We start from the raw sequence: 17267 nt of genomic DNA, 5'->3' as shown, positions 1-17267 counted from the left end.
ACGTCCGTCCGTACAATGGATGGATGAAGGAACCGGAATGGCTCGGGGCGCAGGAGGCGGGGCTCTGGCAGTCGTACCGTGACACGCATCGCGAACTGATGCGTGCCCTCGAGGCCCGGATGATCACGAACTCGGGCCTGTCCGGCGCCGACTACGCGCTGCTGCACCCGCTGTCCGAGGCCGAGGACGGCCTGCTCCGCACCCGCGACCTCGGCCGTTCGGTCGGCTGGGAACGCAGCCGCTTGTCGCACCAGGTCAGCCGGATGGAGAAGCGCGGCCTGGTCACCCGTGAGGAATGCACCTCGGACGCGCGCGGCTCGATGGTCCGCCTCACCGCACTCGGCCGCAAGGCGATCGAATCCGCCGCCCCCGACCACGTCGCCGCCGTCCGCACCTACTTCCTCGACCACCTGACCGCGGACGAGCAGGCCCAGCTCACCATCCTCCTCAACCGCATCGCTGCCAACCTCCCCACCACCTGCGCCAGCCCCGACTGCGACGAGTAACCCGGCCACGCGCCGGAGGGCTACGCGACCGCCTTCTCGGTGACCGTCTGCAGGATCCCATCGGCCGTCCGAGGGTGATCGGTGCGGTTGTTCACCGTGAGGCTGCTTGGTCGAGATCGCCCTGAGCTTCCGCCGAAAGGTCCTGCCAGTCGGCCCAGGTCTTGAGCCGATCGGCGTAGGCCTGCTGGATCATCGGGTAGAAGCCCTGCCCGAACAGCACCCGCAACGGCGGGTGGTCGGAGTCGGCGAGTTTGAGGAGTGCCTGCGCCGCCGCGGCGGGATCACCAGCGGGCTGCTTGCCGGTGGCCGCGCCGAGTCGGAGGCGGAGGCCGTCGTACGCCGGATCCTTGTCTGCCATGTGACCGTTGGCGAGTGGATCGGGGTTCTTGCCGTTCCTGGTGGCGAAGCCGCCGGGCTCGACGATGGTGACCTTGACGCCGAAGTCGGCGACCTCACCGGCGAGCGCCTCGTTCAGACCTTCCAGGGCCCACTTGGAGGCGTGGTAGGCGCCGCCGAGGGGCATCGCGACGAGACCGGCGGCCGAGGACAGCTGGATGATGTGCCCGGAGCGCTGCCCGCGCAGAAAGGGCAGCGCGGCCTGGATCACCCACACCGCACCGAACAGATTGGTCTCGAGCTGGTCACGCAGCTCGCGCTCGGCGAGTTCCTCGACCGCACCGATCTGGGCGTAGCCGGCGTTGTTCACGATGACGTCGAGGCGGCCGAAGTACGCCACGGCCTGCTCCACCGCGCCGAAGACGGCCGCCTTGTCGGTGACGTCCAGCGCGAGCGGGAGCACCGCGTCGCCGTAGTTGCCAACCAGCTCGTCGAAGCTCGCGGTACTGCGGGCAGTCGCGGCGACCTTGTCGCCGCGCGACAGGGCCGCCTCGACGAATTCGCGGCCGAGGCCGCGGGACGATCCAGTGACGAACCAGACCTTGCTCATGATGTTTACCTTCCTACCTGCGTTGGCCGAACTGACGACCATGAGGCACCGCAAACCCGCGCTTTGTGACACCGCAGAGGTGTGACGCAGCCCACCCGGCAGGCGTGTCACGCGGAGGTGAGGGCCGGTGTCTTGTGGCAAAGCAGGCTGAGAAGCAACAACCGGGAGCAGGTATGAACGAGCACAGCGAGGTAGCGTCGGGTTCCGGCGGACCGCCTCTCGACGGCTGCCAGATGGACTCCGCCACCGACGCCTTCGTTGCCCACCGCAACCTGCTGTTCACCGTCGCCTACGAGATCCTCGGCTCGGCAGCCGACGCCGAGGACGTGCTCCAGGAAACCTGGCTGCGCTGGATCAAGGTCGATGTGAGCGAGGTGTCCGACCGGCGTGCTTACCTGGTCAGGATCACCTCCCGGCAGTCGCTCAACCGGCTGCGCACCATGAAGCGTCGCAAGGAGACGTACGTCGGCGCTTGGCTTCCCGAGCCGATGCTCACCACGCCGGACGTGGCGGAGGACGCCGAGCTCGCCGAGAGCGTGTCGATGGCGCTCATGCTCGTCCTGGAGAGCCTCTCGCCGACCGAACGTGTCGTGTTCGTGCTGCGCGAGGTTTTCGGTGTCAGCTACGACGAGGTGGCGGCCGCCGTCGGCAAGAGTCCCGCGACCGTCCGTCAGATCGCGCACCGCGCCCGCCGGCATGTCGACGCCCGTCGCCCGCGCGAGACCATTTCTGCCGGCCAGGCTCGGGCGGCTCTGGAGACGTTCCAGCGCGCACTGGAAACCAGGGATCTGCAGGGCCTACTCGATGTGCTCGCCCCCGAGGTCGTCCTGGTGAGCGACGGTGGCGGCGTGAAGACGGCCGCGCCACAGCCGGTCATCGGTGCCGAGAAGGTGGCCCGCTACTACCTCGGCGGCACCGCCAAGGCGGAAGCCGCGATCACCTGCGAGGCCACCGTGGTCAACGGCAATCCGGCATTGCTCGTCCACGTGAACGGCGAGTTCGACGGCATCTTGGCGATCCGCGTCGAGAACAACCACATCACCGGCCTCTACTACGTCCGCAACCCACAGAAGCTGACCCGCGTCGCCTCCACAACCCCACTCACCCTGCGATGAGCACACCGGTCCGCCGAGGCGTTCCGGTCAGCGTCTAACCATCCGATCTGCGATTCGAGTGCTCATGGCTGGGGGTCGTTCCAGGTACTCGGGGGTAGGCGGTGGTGACACGCCGTTACGGCGGGCGCTGGGTGGAGTGTGCCCGAAAGAATGATCGCGTCGGGTTCGGATGCGCGCTGGATTTGACAATCGTTTTCACTAAAGGTGAGGATGTGGCGCGTGTCCGAGGCTTTGGGTAGGCGTGGGTTCCTGGGGATGGCCGGGGTTGCCGGGCTGGCGGCGATCACCGGATGTGGGGCGGACGGGGGTGCGGCCGCGCAACCCAGGCAGGGCGGACGGTTGCGGGCCGTGTACGCCGGCGGCGGGGCGAAGGAGGTGCTCGACCCGCACGTGCAGAGCCTGTTCGTGGACATCGCGCGGCACAAGGCGATCTACGAGAAGCTGGTCGAACTCGGCCCGGATCTGAAGCCGGTACCGCGGCTCGCGTCGAAGTGGGAACACGACGGGACCGCGACCACCTGGCGGTTCAGTCTGCGCGACGCGACCTTCCACGACGGCGCGAAACTCGTCGCCGAGGACGTCCTGTACAGCATCGCCCGGATCGTGGATCCCGCCGTACCGGAGCGGGTCGCGCAGTCGTCGCTCGCGACGCTGGATCTCAAGCGCAGCAAGGCGATCGGCCCGTCGACGGTCGAGCTGGTGCTGAACCAGCCGAACGCGGAGTTCCCCGCGCTGCTGGCCGGAATCGGCACGCAGATCGTGCGGAACGGGTTCAAGGATCCCACCAAGCCCGTCGGCACGGGAGCCTTCCGGTACGTGTCGTTCGAGGCCGGCCGCTCGATGGTCGCTTCGAGGTACGACGGCTACTGGGACGAGCCCGCGCGGATCGAGGAGCTGCACATTCTCTCGGCGGACTCCGAGGCGCGGGCGAACGCCGTACAGGGTGGTCAGGCGGAGTACGCCAACGACATGACCGCGACGTTCGCGCGGACCGCGGAGGCCGGCAAGACGGTGCGGATCGTGGCGGCGAAGGCCAGCACGATGCAGGCGTTCGTGATGAAGGTCGACCGGCCGCCGTTCGACAATCCCGACGTACGGCTCGCGTTCAAGCTGGTCGCGGACCGGCAGCGGCTGGTGGACGTGGTCCTCGCCGGGCGGGGTGAGGTGGGGAACGACCTGTTCGGCAAGGGGTATCAGTACTATCCGGCCGATCTGCCGGCCCGCGAGCGTGATGTCGACCAGGCGAAGAGCTTGCTGAAGAAGGCGGGGCTGGCGGGCAAAGAGGTGGAGATCTTCACCGCGGACGCGTCGGCCGGATTTGTGGAGGCGGCGACGCTGTTCGCGGAGCAGGTTGCGGAGGCGGGGGTGCGGTTGAAGGTGACGACCGGGAGCCCGCAGACCTACGCGAAGGACCTGCTCACGAAGGGGGCCATTGGCAACCATCGGTCGGGAGCGATGCCGATTCCGCAGTACGTCACCGATCGGTTGCTGTCGCATTCGCCGTTCAACGTGACGCATTGGCGGCGGCCGGCGTTCGATACCGCGTTCGCGGCGGCGCGGGCGGTGACGTCGGAGGAGGAGCGGTCGGCGAAGTACGGCGTACTGCAGAGGACCGTGCGGGACGAGGGCGGGATCCTCGCGTGGGGGCTGCCGGACTACCTGATCGCGGTGTCGTCGAAGGTGCAGGGGGTGCAGGCGGTGCCGCCGAACACCTTGGACCAGGGCCGGTTCGACAAGGTGTGGCTGGCCTGAATGCGGTCGTACGCCGCCCAACGGGCGGGGCTCGCGATCGTTCAGTTGGCTGTGCTCTCGGTGCTCGTGTTCGTCCTGACGTCGTTGCTGCCGGGAGATGCGGCGGACCTGCGGTTCACCGAGACGCTGACGCCGTCGCAGGTCGCTGCGCTTCGCGCCGAGCTCGGTCTCGACCAGCCTCCTGTCGAGCGGTTCGTGCACTGGCTGGGCAATGTGCTGACCGGCGATCTGGGTACGTCGTTGATCAGCGGGGGACCTGTGGTCGACATCGTGCGGCACTCGATCGGCGCGACACTCGTCCTCACGCTAGCAACGCTAGCGATCGTCGTACCGCTGGCCGTCGCCCTGGGCATCGTGATGGGGACCCGTGAGAACGGACGCGTCGACCGTGCGATCACGTCGATCACGTTGGCGTTGTCGGCGATCCCGGACTTCGTGATCGCGGTCGTCCTGGTCGCCGTGTTCTCGCTGAAACTCGGCTGGTTGCCGGCGACGTGGATCGGCGGCAACCTCCTGTCCTCGCCGGCCCTGTTGATCCTTCCCATCGCCGTACTCTTCGGCCGGACGGTCTGCCTGCTGTCGCGTCAGGTCCGCGCCGGGACAGTTGCCGCTCTGAACGCCGAGTACGTGACGCAGGCCCGACGGCTCGGCATCCCACGCCGTCAACTCCTGCTCCGCCACGTCCTCCCGAACGCGGCCGTTCCCGGCGTACAAGAACTCGCCCGCACCGGCGACACCCTCCTGGGTGGTGTCCTGGTCGTCGAAGCCATCTTCGCCATCCCCGGCTTCGCCACAGCGCTCGTGGACGGCGTGGAGACCCGAGACATACCGACCGTCCAGGGCCTGACGCTCGTACTGGCCGTCGCGGCCCTCCTCATCAACCTTGGCGCAGACCTCGTCTGCAACCGGTTGGTCCCCCGAACGGCGCTGCTCCGATGAGTCCGCGCGAGCGTGTCGCCAGCGGTCGACGCCTGCGGATGCCGCGCGGCGTGTCAGTCGGCGTGTCGGTGGGACTGGTTGCGGTGCCGTTGGTTGTTGCAGTGCTGGGGCCGCTGCTGCCGTACGACGCTCGGCCCGGCCTGCCCTACTCGCCCGAGGGCGTGTTGGGGACGGATGGGTTGGGCCGGGATGTTCTGGGGTTGTTGCTCGTCGGCGGGCGGTCGGCGTTGGGGATGGCGATCGGTGCGGTGGTGCTGGCGTATCTGATCGGTGGACTGATCGGACTCACGGCCGCGTCGACCCGGCATCGGTGGCTGGACGAAGGCATGATGCGGCCTCTCGACGTACTGCTGCCGCTCCCGTCCCTCCTCGTGATCAGCGTGGTCGCGGTCGGCTGGCGCGCGTCCGCGATCGCAATCACCGTGGCCGTAGCGATGGTGAACGTCCCGACCGTCGCGCGACTCGTCCGAGCGGCTGCCCTGGACGCGGCCAGCGGGCCGGTGGTCGAGGCGCTCCGGATGCAACGGGAGTCGTGGTTCACGATCCAGCTCGGGTACGTCGGACGCTCGGTCCTCGGTCCGGTCGCGGCGGATCTCGGCACGCGGATCACGCTCGCGGTGTTCCTCGTCGCCTCGGTCAACTTCCTGGGGCTCGGTCTGAGCCCGACCGCGCCGGACTGGGCGGTCAGCGTGTCCCGCAACCGCGAAGGACTGCTCCTCCAACCCTGGTCGGTCCTCGCCCCGGCGCTCCTTCTCGTCTCGTTCACGTTGGGCTTCAACCTCCTCGCCGACCGACTCGTGCACAGGTCGCGCCGTCTCGTGGAGAGCGCGCGATGACGCCGGTGGTGCGCGTGACCGGGTTGTCCGCGACCGCCGGGGAAGCGGTGCTGGTGGACGGGGTTTCGTTCGAGGTCGTCGCGGGGGAGGTGACCGCTCTCGTCGGCGCCTCCGGGTCGGGGAAAACCACCTCAGCGCTGGCGCTGCTAGGAGAACATGCCGACGGCGTACAACTGGGCGGTTACGTGGAGGTAGACGGTCAGCTGGTTGTCGCCAGCAACGGAGTGACTGCCGCCGCGCAATCGATACGCGGCCGCGTCGTCGCGTACATGCCGCAACATCCCGGCAGTGCGCTGAACCCCGCCCGGCGGATCGGGACGACGCTGCAGGAGCTGGCGAAGCTGCACGACGGCGACGCCCGCGAGGCCGTCCGCGCGGCGCAGGTGCCCGGAGACCGCTCAACCCTCAAACGTTTTCCGTATCAGTTCTCCGGTGGCCAGCGGCAACGAGTGGCGCTCGCGCAAACGCTCACCTGCCGGCCGAAGGTACTCGTGCTCGACGAGCCGAGCACCGGTCTCGACTCGATCACCCGGCTGCAACTCGTCCACGAACTCAGGGACCTCGCCGCCACCGGTCTCGGGATCTTGCTGCTCAGTCACGATCTCGACCTGGTCCGCGCCCTCGCATCCCGTGTTGTCGTCCTCGATGCCGGTCAGGTGATCGCCACCGATGTACTCCCACCTGCACCGGACCTGAAGGTCACGGGAACCTCTGCTGCCGGACAACCGTTGCTAACGGCAATGAACCTGTCTGCCTCGCTGCGCCCCCGCGGGCGCGACGTCGTCCTGCACGAGGCCGACCTCGCCGTCCGCGCCGGCGCCTGTCTCGGGGTCGTCGGCCGCTCCGGCAGCGGCAAGACCACCTTGGCCCGCTGCCTGGCCGGCCTGCACGAGCGCTACACCGGCACCATCCTGCTCGACGACGAACCGCTCCCGGTCCTCCGGAAGCGGACCCGCGACCAGCACCGCCGCGTCCAGTACGTCTGGCAGGAGGTCCGTGGCTCCTTCGACGAACGCCGTCCTGTCGACCAGCAGGTCGCCCGTACGGCGCAACGCCTGCGCGGACTCGCGCCGGACAAGGCGCACGCCGAAGCCGTCGCCACGCTGGCCCGTCTCGGGGTCGCCGCGATCACCGCCGCCCGCCCGCCGAGCCGGCTGTCCGGCGGCGAGCTGCAACGAGCGGCTCTCGCGCGAGCAGTGCTGGCGAACCCCGACGTACTGATCTGCGACGAGATCACCACCGCCCTCGACGACCACGGTACGGCGCTCGTACTCGACCTCCTGACCGAGCTCAAGGACCGCGGTACGGCGCTGATCTGGATCGGCCACGACCTGCGCCTGGTCGCGGCCGTCGCGGACCGGGTCCTGGTCCTCGACGCCGGCCGGGTGGTGGAGCAAGGCCCGCCCGCGACGATCACGACCGAGCCACACCACGAGCTGACCCGGCGGCTGGTCGCAGCCACCCGGATCGGCAACCCCCAATCCCCGCCCGCAGAGACTCCGCCCGTGCTGACAACCGACTCGAGGAGCGAACCGCGCCGATGACGCGACTGCACGACCACCTGGCGGAGGCCATCAAGGACCCGGACCCGATCCGCGTCAGTTCCGGCACCGGGGACGACTTGATCTGCCTGCGGTTCGAGACCATGAAGGTGTACTCCGCGCTCGGCGCCGTCCGCCGGCTGCTGGAGACCGGGCAGGTCCGGCCCGGTGACACGCTGATCGACAGCTCGAGCGGGATCTACGCGCACGCGCTCGCGCTCGCCTGCCACCGGTACGGGATGAAATGCCACATCGTCGGCTCCACGACGGTCGACCGGACGCTCAAGATCCAGCTGGAGATCCTCGGCGCGACCATCGAGCAGGTGCCGTCGTCGAACAACCTGCAGCTCGACCAGAACCTGCGCGTCCGCCGGATCGGCGAGATCCTCCGCGACAACCCGACGTACCACTGGATGCAGCAGTACCACGACGACATCCACTACCTCGGGTACGGCGCGATCGCGGATCTCGTGGCGGAGCTGGTGCCGACCGGTCCGCTGTGCCTGGTCGGCGGTGTCGGTACGGGCGCCTCGACCGGCGCGATCGCGGCGTACCTGCGGGAGCGCGGCCGGGACGTGAACCTGGTCGGCGTGCAGCCGTTCGGGAGCATCACGTTCGGGGCCGGGCACACGCAGGACCCGGAGATGATCATCGCGGGGATCGGGAGCTCGATCGAGTTCCGGAACGTGCGGCACGAGCTGTACGACCGGTTGCACTGGGTCTCGTTCGACTATGCGATGTCGGCGGCGGTGGATCTGCTCCGCACGTCCGGCGTTTTCGCGGGGCTGTCCGCCGGGGCGGCGTACCTGTCGGCGTTGTGGGAGCACAACTGCGACCGCGGCCGGAAACACGTTTTCCTGGCCGCGGACACCGGCACGCGGTACGTCGAGTCCGCCTTCGCCCGGCACGCCGAGGCGCGGCCGATGGCGTCGATGCGGCCGCGGGAGATCGACTCGCTGGACGAACTCGCGGTGCCCTGGTCGGCGATGTCGTGGGACCGGCGGGACTCCGCACAGGTTCAGCGCGAGGAGTTTCCATCTGCGACTCCGTCGCATTAATGTGAGGCACGACAACCCGAAAGGCTGGCTGATCTCCCATGACTCTATTGAATGCGCGCCTCCGGCGCGCGGGTCATGGGGCTGTGACTCCCGGCCTTCCCTCGTCGCTCCAGTCGCTTCGCTCCCTCCGCTCCTCAGTCCAGGCCGGGAGGCCCCATGACCCGTTCCGTGGCTGATCTGACCGCAGAGGTTCTCGCCGGAGCGCGTGGTCCGGCACCGGCGGACCTCGACATCACCAGTGCGTTCTGGCTGCACCACACGACGCGCCTGCCTGGTGCCGACGTCACCTATCGGAACTACTACGTGCTGTTGCGAGTAGAAGAGGTGTTCGGTGCCTGCTCCTTCGAGTCGGGTGAGCTCGACCCGGCGTACTGCGCCGACACCTCCGGCCGCACGCTCGCCGACGTACTCTCCTCCAACGACCCGCTCCCCGTCCGGATCGCCGCGCTGGACGCCTACCTGGCCGCGGTCGAGCCGCACCACACAGTGCCGTACGCCGAGGAAGTCGTCCTTCCCGCTGGTACGCCGGATGTTCGTGCCCGCGCCCGTGACGCCGCTGTCGCCGGACTCCTGGACGTTGCCGAAGGCACCAAAGTTGCCTTGATCGGAGTCGTCAACCCGCTCGTCGACGCGATCACGGAACGCGGGGGCGTCTGCCTTCCGTGCGACTTCAACCTCCGCGAGACCGCCTCCGGCCTGCCCGTTTCCCGCGACATGATCGAGGTGATCGACGCGGCCGACGCAGTCGTCGCCACCGGTATGACACTGTCCAACGGCAGCTTCGACGTACTCCTTGCTCGTTGCCGTGAGCAATCGAAGCCGCTCGCCGTCTACGCTCAGACCGGTAGTGCGGTCGCCCGTGCTTTCCTCGGCGCCGGCGTTACCGCGCTGTCCGCGGAACCCTTTCCCTTTTCCCAGTTCAGCTCCCGCCCGAGCAGCCTCTATCGCTACAGGACGGATACATGAGCACCCAGCAGAACCTCACCGCACCCGCGGCAGCAGTCCCGGGCGATCTTCGGATGGCCCGCAGGCTGTGGCCTTTCCTGCTGGCGTCGACGGTGAGTCTGATCCCGTTCACGGTGTTCGGGATGTATCTGGTGCCGATCTCCGAGGCCGCCGGCGGGAGCGTTGCGGAGATCGGTGGACTGCGCGGGCTCGGTGGGCTGGCAGCGCTAGCCGTCGGCGTTGTGCTGGCGCCGCTGATGGATCGCGTGCCGCGTGAGCTGGTCGCCGCGGGCGGGCTCGCGCTGCTGGGTGTCTCGGCCGCATTGGGGGCCGTGGGCAACGTGTTTGCGCTGGCCGCGTTCTGCCTGCTGATCGGGGCGTCGACCTCGATCCTGGCGCCGTCGATCGGCGCCGCGGCCGCGGATCGGTTCAGGTCGCCGGCCGCCGCGGGCCGTGCGGCGACGCTGGTGTCCGCGACGACGTCGGCGATGGCGATGCTCGCGGCTCCGGTGCTCGCCGGGCCGGGACTGGTCTGGGGCTGGCGGGGCAACCTGCTGGCGGCGGCAGCGATCTCACTCGTCCTGGCGGGCGCCTTCTTCTGGCGCGGGCGCGGGCGCAAGGCGCCGATCACCAACCGGGAGCGGATGAGCTACCTGGCGACGTACCGCGAGCTTGCCAGGATCCCTGGCGCGCTCCCGCTGCTTGCCATCGCGATGCTGCGAACCGCGGCCTTCATGGGCTACCTCGCTTACCTCGCGGCGTTCTACGACGAGAAGTTCGACCTTGCGCCGGGTTGGTTCGCGCTGGTCTGGTCGCTCAGCGGCGCATCGTTCTTCCTCGGCAACCTCCTCTCCGGCCGGTACCTCGCCACCGATCGCCCGTGGATCTCCCCCGAACGACTCCTCGCCGGCGGCATCACCGTCGCCCTGCTCGCAGTCTCCGCGTTCTACTTCTCTCCGACGCTCCCGCTCACGCTGCTCCTCACCGCACTGATGGGCGCCAGCCACGCAACGGTCGCGGCCTGTGTCACCACTCTGCTGGTCCGCCGCAGCGGTGAGCTCCGCGGATCCGCGCTCAGCGTCAACGCGGCCGGCATGAGCCTCGGCACGTTCCTCGGCGCCGCGATCGGCGGCCTCGGCCTAGGCCTCGGCGGCTACCCCGGTACGGCGATCACCTTCGCGGCGATCACCACCACCGCCCTCCTCCTCGCCCTCCGCATCCACCGCGTGCCGGAGTGAAGCATCCTTGAGCACCCATCAACCATTTGGGCACCCCGAAAACGGTTGACGGGTGCTCAAGGACGACGTGGATCAGGGGCGATTCGGGGATTTATCGGGGTCCTCAGCGAGCCGATTGCGATATATCGTTCCGTTTCATGGAGAACCTGCCCGACCGCCCGCACCCGCACGCGCATCTGCGGGCGTCCGACATTGATCGTGATCAGGTGGTCGACGTACTGCGGGAGGCCCTGATGTCGGGCCGGTTGACGCAGGAGGAGCACGCCGAGCGCCTCGAGCAGACGCTGGAGGCGAAGACCCTCGGCGAGCTCGAACCGATCACCCGCGACCTCGTCGTACCCGGTCAGCCGACCCCCGCGGCGCAACCCGCCGCGGCCGCGTCCACCAGCCTGGTGCCGATCGAGGAGCCGGCCGACCCGGAGCAGAGCTTCGACACGATGGTGGCGATCTTCGGCGGCGGCGAGCGGAACGGCCGCTGGCGGGTGAAGCGCCGTACCAACGCGTTCGCGGTGTTCGGCGGGCACGACCTCGACATGACCAACGCGGTCTTCGAGGGCCGCGAGGTGACGATCTGGGCGTTCGCGGTGTTCGGCGGTATCGACATCACCGTCCCGGAAGGCGTGACGGTACGCAACGAGGGCGTCGGCATCTTCGGCGGCTTCGGCGCCCGCGGCAGCGACAACCCCGACCCGAACGCACCCGTCGTCGTGGTCAAGGGCCTGGCACTGTTCGGCGGCGTCGGCGGCCAGTCCTCGGCCAAACGCCATGGCAAGAAGAAGTCCAAGGGACACGGGCACTTGGGTCACTGAGCAATTCGGGTGCGGTACGGCGCTCCGGGCTCATAACCTTCGGCCATGGCCGACCAGTCCTTCGTCCCAGCCGACTTCGACGTGCCCACCGAGCTGATCACGCCTCGGTTCCGGCTGGAACCGCTCGGGCCTGAACACAACGCTCGCGACTACGCCGCGTGGACCGGCAGCATCGACCACATCCGTGCGACGCCGGGCTTCCAGGGCAGTTGGCCGCCGGTCGACGGGATGTCTCTCGAGGCGAACCTCGGCGATCTACGACGTCACGCCGACGATTTCGCCGGGCGCCGTGGATTCACCTACACGGTGATCGAGTCGGGGAGCGACGAGGTGATCGGGTGCGTGTACATCTATCCCGCCCGCCGGGACGCACGGATCACCGACGTTCGCTCCTGGGTACGTGGCGACCGGGCCGAGCTGGACATCGTCCTGTACGACGCCGTGAGCAGTTGGCTGACGACGCACTGGCCGTTCGACTCGATCGACTACGCGTCACGCCCTAGATCCAGGTCTTGAACCACATGCGGCTGAGCCAGGCCGGGTGGGGGAGGACCTCGTCGGTCAGGATCGGCCAGATGTAGGCGAAGTTCAGCACCACGAGGACCGTGAAGGCGCCGACCACCGCGGTGCCGATCAGCCGGCGTGGGGTCGCCGTACTCATCGCCTCCCGGGCCGGGCCGAGGACCTTGCCGAGGATCAGCGCCAGCGCCATCACCGTGAACGGGATCATCGTGACGGCGTAGAAGAAGAAGATCGGCCGGTCGTCGAACGCGAACCACGGCACCCAGCACGTCACGAACCCGACGATCGGTATGCCGAGCCGCCAGTCACGCGTGCCTATCCACAGCACCAGTGCCGCGATCAGCGCGAGCGCACCTCCCCACCACAACAGCGGCGTACCGAGGGCAGAGATCACCTGCAGGCAGTTGGTCCCGGCCGGTGCGTTGCAGCCCGGCGTACCGGGCTTGATGTCGTTGACCGCGTCGAAACCGATCGGGCGGGCGATGATCGGCCAGCCGGCCGGGTTCGACGCGTAGGGATGGGTGGCGTGCTTGATGTAGTCGCCTGTGTGGAAGGCGAGCACTTCCTTGTGGTATGCCAGCAGCGACCGGAAGTCGTCCGGCACGACCTTCATCACGCCGTGCGCCGGGTTGCTCGCGGCCCAGTTGTGGTCGTAGGCGTTGTCGTGCAGCAGCCAGCCGGTCCAGGTCGCGACGTACGTGACGACCGCGACCAGCACCAGGCTGACGAACGCCGGGATGCCGTCGACCAGGGCCGACTTCACGAACGCGAACCGTACTCCGAGCGCCCGCCGGGCCCCGAAGTCCCAGGCGAACGCCATCACGCCGAACGCGGCGAGCACCCAGACCGCCGACCACTTGGTGCCGAGCGCGAGGCCGAAGCAGATACCAGCGGCGATCCGCCACGGCCGGATCAGCAGCCAGCGGCCGATCGTACGGCGCTCGCCGTCGGTGACCGGCTTGTCGAGGGTCTCGGCGTGCCGGCGGCGGGTCCAATCGCGGTCGGCGACCAGGCAGGAGACCGCCGCGACCAGCCAGAACGCGAGGAAGATGTCGAGCAGCGCGACCCGGGACATCACGAAGTGCAGGCCGTCGACCGCGAGCAGCAGGCCGGCGATGCAGCCGATCAGGGTCGACCGGGTCATCCGGCGTACCGTCCGGATCAGCAGCAGCACAGTCAGCGTGCCGAACAGCGCCGGCATGAACCGCCAGCCGAACGGGGTCATCCCGAACAGCTGCTCGCCGGCGGCGATCATCCACTTGCCGACCTCGGGGTGCACGGTCAGGCTCGGGGTGTCCTTGAAGACGTCCAGGTTGCCGGCCAGGATCGCCTTGTCCGCGGCGCCTTCCGGCTGGTCGATGAACTGCCGTGCGTAGCCGAACTTGAGCAGGCTGTACGCATCCTTGGCGTAGTACGTCTCGTCGAAGACGAACTTCACCGGGTTGCTGAGGTGCCAGAACCGCAGTACGCCGGCCAGCACGGTGATCACCAGCGTGGCGATCCAGCCGCCGTCGAAGTCCCGCGGCATCGCCGGGTACAACCGCTCCTTGAGCGGCGGCAGCCGTCTCCCGAGCACGTCCCGCCCGAGCGTCTCCCGCTCCGCGCCGGCGTCACTCCGCCGTACCGTCCCGTCCTCGATCACAGCAGCCACGCCCGCCATCGTACGGACGCCCCGGTACCACCGCCTCCCCGCGTCTGTGCGAGCGGCTGGGATGATGACCTGATGAGCGGGCGGCTGGTGTTGGCGGGGACGCCTATTGGGGACGTGTCGGATGCTTCGGCGCGGTTGGGGCGGGTGTTGGTGGGGGCGGATGTGGTGGCCGCGGAGGATACGCGGCGGTTGCGGCGGTTGACGTCCGAGCTGGGGATTCAGCTGAGCGGGCGGGTGGTCAGCTACTTCGAGGGAAACGAGCGGGAGCGTACGCCGGAGTTGCTGCAGGCGCTGCTGGACGGGCAGACCGTGGTGGTGGTGACGGACGCGGGGATGCCGAGCGTGTCGGACCCGGGGTACCGGCTGGTGGCGGCGGCGATCGAGGCCGACGTCCATGTGACCGCGGTACCGGGACCGTCGGCGGTGCTGACGGCGCTCGCGTTGAGCGGGCTGCCCGTGGACCGGTTCACGTTCGAGGGGTTCCTGCCGCGCAAGCCGGGGGAGCGCGCGCGACGGCTCGGCGAGCTCAAGGACGAGCCGCGGACCATGGTGTTCTTCGAGGCGCCGCACCGGCTCACGCAGTCCCTGGAGGCGATGGCCGAGGCGTTCGGCGCGGACCGGCGTACGGCGGTGTGCCGGGAGCTCACCAAGACGTACGAAGAGGTGAAACGCGGCCCGCTCGACGAACTCGTGACCTGGTCCAAGGACGGCGTCCGGGGTGAGATCACCGTGGTGGTGGCCGGGGCGGACCCGCACAAGGTCATGACCCCGGAGGACCTGGCCCGGGAGGTGGCGAAGGACGAGGAGGCAGGTACGCCGCGCAAACAGGCGATCTCTGACGTCGCGAAGCGCTTCAACGTCCCGAAACGGACGGTGTACGACGCCGTACTCGCTGCTCGGGACCCTGGTAAATAACACTGGCGCCCGGCACTACCCTTAATTACATGTCCGAGAAGGCCTATTACGTCACCACCCCGATCTACTACGTCACGGCCCCGCCGCACATCGGCAGCGCCTACACGACGGTGGCCGGGGACGTCCTGACGCGCTGGCACGCGCAGCGCGGCGAGCGCAAGTGGTACCTGACCGGTACCGACGAGCACGGCGAGAAGGTGATGCGCAGCGCCGAGGCGCAGGGGATGTCGCCGCAGGCCTGGACGGACAAGCTGGTCGAGGAGTCGTGGAAGCCGGCCTGGGTCGACGTCGACATCGCGTACGACGACTTCATCCGGACCACCGAGCAGCGGCACACCGAGCGGGTCCGCGAGTTCTGGCAGAAGCTGTACGACAAGGGCGATGTCTACAAGGGCGAGTACGAGGGCCTGTACTGCGTCGGCTGTGAGGAGTTCAAGCTCCCTGCGGACATCCGGACCGACGAGGACGGCACGCAGCGGTGCATCATCCACGGCACCGAACTGGAGACGGTCTCCGAGACCAACTATTTCTTCCGGCTCTCGGCGTACGGCGACAAGCTCCTGGAGCTGTACGAGTCGCAGCCGGACTTCGTCGCGCCCGCGAGTGCCCGCAACGAGGTGATCGCGTTCGTGAAGCAGGGCCTGCAGGACCTGTCGATCACGCGATCGACGTTCGACTGGGGCATCCCGGTCCCGTGGGACGAGGACCACGTCCTGTACGTGTGGATCGACGCCCTGCTGAACTACGTGACGGCCGCGGGCTACGGCACCGACCCGGAGCGGTTCGAGGAGCTGTGGCCGGTCGACGTACACCTGGTGGGCAAGGACATCCTCCGGTTCCACGCGGTGATCTGGCCGGCGATGCTGATGGCCGCCGAGGTCGCCGTACCGCGCCAGGTGTTCGCCCATGGGTGGCTGCTGGTCGGCGGCGAGAAGATGAGCAAGTCGAAGCTCACCGCGATCGCGCCGCACGAGATCACCGACCACTTCGGCTCGGACGCTTTCCGGTACTACTTCCTGCGCACGATCCAGTTCGGGTCGGACGGTTCGTTCTCGTGGGAGCACCTGAGCGCGGTCTACACCTCCGAGCTCGCCAACGGTCTCGGCAACCTGGCCAGCCGGATCGCGGCCATGGTCGGCAAGTACTTCGACGGCGCGCTGCCGGAGCCGACCGACCACGGACCGGCCGAGCAGGCGCTCGCGGACAAGCTCGCGCAGACCGTGGCGACCGCGGACAAGGCCCTGGACACTCTCGCATTCCAGGACGCCCTGGCCGCGATCAACGAACTGGTCGGCGCGGTGAACGGGTATGTCACCGAGCAGGAGCCGTGGAAGGTCGCGAAGGACGACACGAAGCGGGACCGCCTGGCGACGATCCTGTACTCCGCCGCCGAGGTCCTGCGCGCGGTCGCCGTACTGCACAACCCGACGATGCCGAAGACGTCCGCGAAGCTGTGGGAGCTGCTCGGCGCGGAGGAGAAGCTCGGCGCCCTGAACGACCAGCGGGTACAGGACGCCGGCACCTGGTGCCAGCTCCCGGCCGGCGCGACCCTGACCAAGGGCGAGCCCCTGTTCCCGCGTCTCGAAGAAAGCTGAGAAAAAGTTCGGCCGCGCTGTCGAAGGCGCGGTGGTGGCTCCGATAACGGGGTGAAAGTGACCCTGATCGATCGGAGCGAACGATGAGTGAGCGTGTAGTTCCTGGAGTGGGCCGGTCCGCCGCACGGATCCGGACGATCGCCGTCTGGGCCGTGCGCGTGGCCCTGGCCGTGCAGTTCGGAGCCGGTGGCGCCGGCAAGGTCGCCGGCTCCGAGCAGATGGTGCGGATGTTCGACGACATCGGCGCCGGTCAGTGGCTGCGGGTGTTCGTCGGCGTCCTCGAGATCGCCGGCGCGATCGGGCTGCTGGTCCCGCGTCTGGCGGCGGCCGCGGCCCTGGGGCTGGTCGCACTGATGGCCGGCGCGGTGGTCACCAACGTCGCGGTTCTCGGCATCGCGCCGACCGTGCCGCTGGTGTTCGGTGTGCTGGCCGCGGTGGTCGCGTACTCCCGGCGGCACCAGGACAGCCGGGGAGGCCGCCATGTCTGAGCAGTCACCTGTCGAGGCGCTGCGCAGTCTCGCACCGTTGATCGGGACCTGGACCGTCGAGGGGCCCGGGCATCACGGGACCGTCAGCTACGAATGGTTCGAGGACGGCGCGTTCGTCGTGCAGCGGATCGAGTTGGTCAGCGACGGCGAGACCAGCCGCGGCGTCGAGTACATCGGCCTGGACACCGAAACCGGTACACTCCGGTCCCACTACTTCTCGAACACCGGCAAGATCCTCGAGTACACCTACCAGCTGGCCGGCAACACGTTGACGATCTGGTTCGGAGACACCGATTCGCCGGCCAAGTTCGTCGGGGAGTTCAACGCGGACCAGTCGGTGAACACCGGTGCCTGGGAGTGGCCGGGCGGCGGGTACGAGTCGACCATGACGCGGGTGGGGTGATTCGGCAG

At 68.7% G+C, this 17267-nt stretch carries 17 protein-coding genes; 15 read left to right on the top strand and 2 right to left on the bottom strand.

Annotated features, from left to right (window positions below; translation table 11 throughout):
- Window positions 1-23: 23 nt before the first annotated feature.
- Entirely contained in the window at window positions 24-506 is a 483-nt protein-coding gene (locus tag EV137_RS27580) for a MarR family winged helix-turn-helix transcriptional regulator (RefSeq protein WP_134131346.1), read from the top strand.
- A gap of 91 nt (window positions 507-597) precedes the next feature.
- Here EV137_RS27580 and EV137_RS27575 read toward each other — a convergent pair whose 3' ends face one another.
- Window positions 598-1452, bottom strand: coding sequence for an SDR family NAD(P)-dependent oxidoreductase (locus EV137_RS27575; protein WP_134006353.1), 855 nt, complete (start codon window positions 1450-1452; stop codon window positions 598-600).
- Window positions 1453-1685: 233 nt separating this feature from the next.
- Here EV137_RS27575 and EV137_RS27570 point away from each other — a divergent pair, with 233 nt between their 5' ends.
- The 10 genes from EV137_RS27570 (at window position 1686) to EV137_RS27525 (ending at window position 12201) form a co-directional block, all read left to right on the top strand.
- The gene (locus tag EV137_RS27570; protein WP_202871228.1) at window positions 1686-2567 is read left to right on the top strand and encodes an RNA polymerase sigma-70 factor; all 882 of its coding nucleotides are present in this window, start codon (window positions 1686-1688) and stop codon (window positions 2565-2567) included.
- A 219-nt stretch (window positions 2568-2786) separates the two neighbouring features.
- Entirely contained in the window at window positions 2787-4319 is a 1533-nt protein-coding gene (locus EV137_RS27565; RefSeq protein WP_202871174.1) for an ABC transporter substrate-binding protein, read from the top strand.
- Window positions 4320-5258 (top strand): ABC transporter permease, encoded by a 939-nt coding sequence (locus EV137_RS27560; protein WP_134006359.1) that lies wholly within the window; start codon window positions 4320-4322, stop codon window positions 5256-5258.
- On the top strand, window positions 5255-6094 hold the full coding sequence (locus EV137_RS27555; RefSeq protein WP_238175590.1) for an ABC transporter permease: 840 nt from the start codon (window positions 5255-5257) through the stop codon (window positions 6092-6094). Before EV137_RS27560 ends, EV137_RS27555 begins: the two co-directional genes overlap by 4 nt.
- Window positions 6091-7638 (top strand): ABC transporter ATP-binding protein, encoded by a 1548-nt coding sequence (locus EV137_RS27550; protein ID WP_134131343.1) that lies wholly within the window; start codon window positions 6091-6093, stop codon window positions 7636-7638. The genes EV137_RS27555 and EV137_RS27550 overlap by 4 nt, the downstream gene beginning before the upstream one ends.
- Complete coding sequence (locus tag EV137_RS27545; protein WP_202871173.1) at window positions 7635-8693, top strand: pyridoxal-phosphate dependent enzyme; 1059 nt, start codon at window positions 7635-7637, stop codon at window positions 8691-8693. The genes EV137_RS27550 and EV137_RS27545 overlap by 4 nt, the downstream gene beginning before the upstream one ends.
- A gap of 156 nt (window positions 8694-8849) precedes the next feature.
- Window positions 8850-9659 carry a Rossmann-like domain-containing protein gene (locus EV137_RS27540; protein ID WP_134131342.1) on the top strand — a complete coding sequence of 270 codons (810 nt, stop codon included), beginning with the start codon at window positions 8850-8852 and terminating at the stop codon, window positions 9657-9659.
- Window positions 9656-10876, top strand: coding sequence for an MFS transporter (locus EV137_RS27535; protein WP_238175588.1), 1221 nt, complete (start codon window positions 9656-9658; stop codon window positions 10874-10876). Before EV137_RS27540 ends, EV137_RS27535 begins: the two co-directional genes overlap by 4 nt.
- Before the next feature lie 137 nt (window positions 10877-11013).
- The gene (locus EV137_RS27530; RefSeq protein ID WP_134006365.1) at window positions 11014-11685 is read left to right on the top strand and encodes a DUF1707 SHOCT-like domain-containing protein; all 672 of its coding nucleotides are present in this window, start codon (window positions 11014-11016) and stop codon (window positions 11683-11685) included.
- A 45-nt stretch (window positions 11686-11730) separates the two neighbouring features.
- The gene (locus EV137_RS27525) at window positions 11731-12201 is read left to right on the top strand and encodes a GNAT family N-acetyltransferase (RefSeq protein ID WP_134131341.1); all 471 of its coding nucleotides are present in this window, start codon (window positions 11731-11733) and stop codon (window positions 12199-12201) included.
- Here EV137_RS27525 and EV137_RS27520 read toward each other — a convergent pair.
- The gene (locus EV137_RS27520; protein WP_311136391.1) at window positions 12185-13735 is read right to left on the bottom strand and encodes a dolichyl-phosphate-mannose--protein mannosyltransferase; all 1551 of its coding nucleotides are present in this window, start codon (window positions 13733-13735) and stop codon (window positions 12185-12187) included. The two genes, EV137_RS27525 and EV137_RS27520, sit on opposite strands and share 17 nt — an antisense overlap.
- Window positions 13736-13930: 195 nt before the next feature.
- Here EV137_RS27520 and rsmI point away from each other — a divergent pair, with 195 nt between their 5' ends.
- The 4 genes from rsmI (at window position 13931) to EV137_RS27500 (ending at window position 17259) form a co-directional block, all read left to right on the top strand.
- Window positions 13931-14773: a 16S rRNA (cytidine(1402)-2'-O)-methyltransferase gene (rsmI, locus tag EV137_RS27515; protein ID WP_134131339.1), complete on the top strand. Its 843-nt coding sequence runs from the start codon at window positions 13931-13933 to the stop codon at window positions 14771-14773.
- A 29-nt stretch (window positions 14774-14802) separates the two neighbouring features.
- Window positions 14803-16368, top strand: coding sequence for a methionine--tRNA ligase (gene metG / locus EV137_RS27510; RefSeq protein WP_134131338.1), 1566 nt, complete (start codon window positions 14803-14805; stop codon window positions 16366-16368).
- Window positions 16369-16451: 83 nt separating this feature from the next.
- A complete protein-coding gene (locus tag EV137_RS27505) occupies window positions 16452-16856 on the top strand; it encodes a DoxX family protein (RefSeq protein ID WP_134006370.1) in 405 nt (134 codons plus the stop codon).
- Window positions 16849-17259 (top strand): hypothetical protein, encoded by a 411-nt coding sequence (locus tag EV137_RS27500; protein WP_134131337.1) that lies wholly within the window; start codon window positions 16849-16851, stop codon window positions 17257-17259. Before EV137_RS27505 ends, EV137_RS27500 begins: the two co-directional genes overlap by 8 nt.
- The last annotated feature ends 8 nt before the right edge of the window (window positions 17260-17267 follow it).

It is taken from the genome of Kribbella pratensis (genome assembly GCF_004366075.1).
Classification (GTDB): domain Bacteria; phylum Actinomycetota; class Actinomycetes; order Propionibacteriales; family Kribbellaceae; genus Kribbella; species Kribbella pratensis.
The sequence above is the reverse complement of the archived record's forward strand: the minus strand, read 5'-3'. Positions and strand labels throughout refer to the sequence as shown.

What these genes read in the sequence shown, in the direction of transcription:
- EV137_RS27580 (WP_134131346.1), top strand. Translation starts at nt 24, where the DNA reads ATGAAGGAACCGGAATGGCTCGGGGCGCAGGAGGCGGGGCTCTGGCAG.
- EV137_RS27575 (WP_134006353.1), bottom strand. Translation starts at nt 1,452, where the DNA reads ATGAGCAAGGTCTGGTTCGTCACTGGATCGTCCCGCGGCCTCGGCCGC.
- EV137_RS27570 (WP_202871228.1), top strand. Translation starts at nt 1,686, where the DNA reads ATGGACTCCGCCACCGACGCCTTCGTTGCCCACCGCAACCTGCTGTTC.
- EV137_RS27560 (WP_134006359.1), top strand. Translation starts at nt 4,320, where the DNA reads ATGCGGTCGTACGCCGCCCAACGGGCGGGGCTCGCGATCGTTCAGTTG.
- EV137_RS27555 (WP_238175590.1), top strand. Translation starts at nt 5,255, where the DNA reads ATGAGTCCGCGCGAGCGTGTCGCCAGCGGTCGACGCCTGCGGATGCCG.
- EV137_RS27550 (WP_134131343.1), top strand. Translation starts at nt 6,091, where the DNA reads ATGACGCCGGTGGTGCGCGTGACCGGGTTGTCCGCGACCGCCGGGGAA.
- EV137_RS27545 (WP_202871173.1), top strand. Translation starts at nt 7,635, where the DNA reads ATGACGCGACTGCACGACCACCTGGCGGAGGCCATCAAGGACCCGGAC.
- EV137_RS27540 (WP_134131342.1), top strand. Translation starts at nt 8,850, where the DNA reads ATGACCCGTTCCGTGGCTGATCTGACCGCAGAGGTTCTCGCCGGAGCG.
- EV137_RS27535 (WP_238175588.1), top strand. Translation starts at nt 9,656, where the DNA reads ATGAGCACCCAGCAGAACCTCACCGCACCCGCGGCAGCAGTCCCGGGC.
- EV137_RS27530 (WP_134006365.1), top strand. Translation starts at nt 11,014, where the DNA reads ATGGAGAACCTGCCCGACCGCCCGCACCCGCACGCGCATCTGCGGGCG.
- EV137_RS27525 (WP_134131341.1), top strand. Translation starts at nt 11,731, where the DNA reads ATGGCCGACCAGTCCTTCGTCCCAGCCGACTTCGACGTGCCCACCGAG.
- EV137_RS27520 (WP_311136391.1), bottom strand. Translation starts at nt 13,735, where the DNA reads ATGCCGCGGGACTTCGACGGCGGCTGGATCGCCACGCTGGTGATCACC.
- rsmI (WP_134131339.1), top strand. Translation starts at nt 13,931, where the DNA reads ATGAGCGGGCGGCTGGTGTTGGCGGGGACGCCTATTGGGGACGTGTCG.
- metG (WP_134131338.1), top strand. Translation starts at nt 14,803, where the DNA reads ATGTCCGAGAAGGCCTATTACGTCACCACCCCGATCTACTACGTCACG.
- EV137_RS27505 (WP_134006370.1), top strand. Translation starts at nt 16,452, where the DNA reads ATGAGTGAGCGTGTAGTTCCTGGAGTGGGCCGGTCCGCCGCACGGATC.
- EV137_RS27500 (WP_134131337.1), top strand. Translation starts at nt 16,849, where the DNA reads ATGTCTGAGCAGTCACCTGTCGAGGCGCTGCGCAGTCTCGCACCGTTG.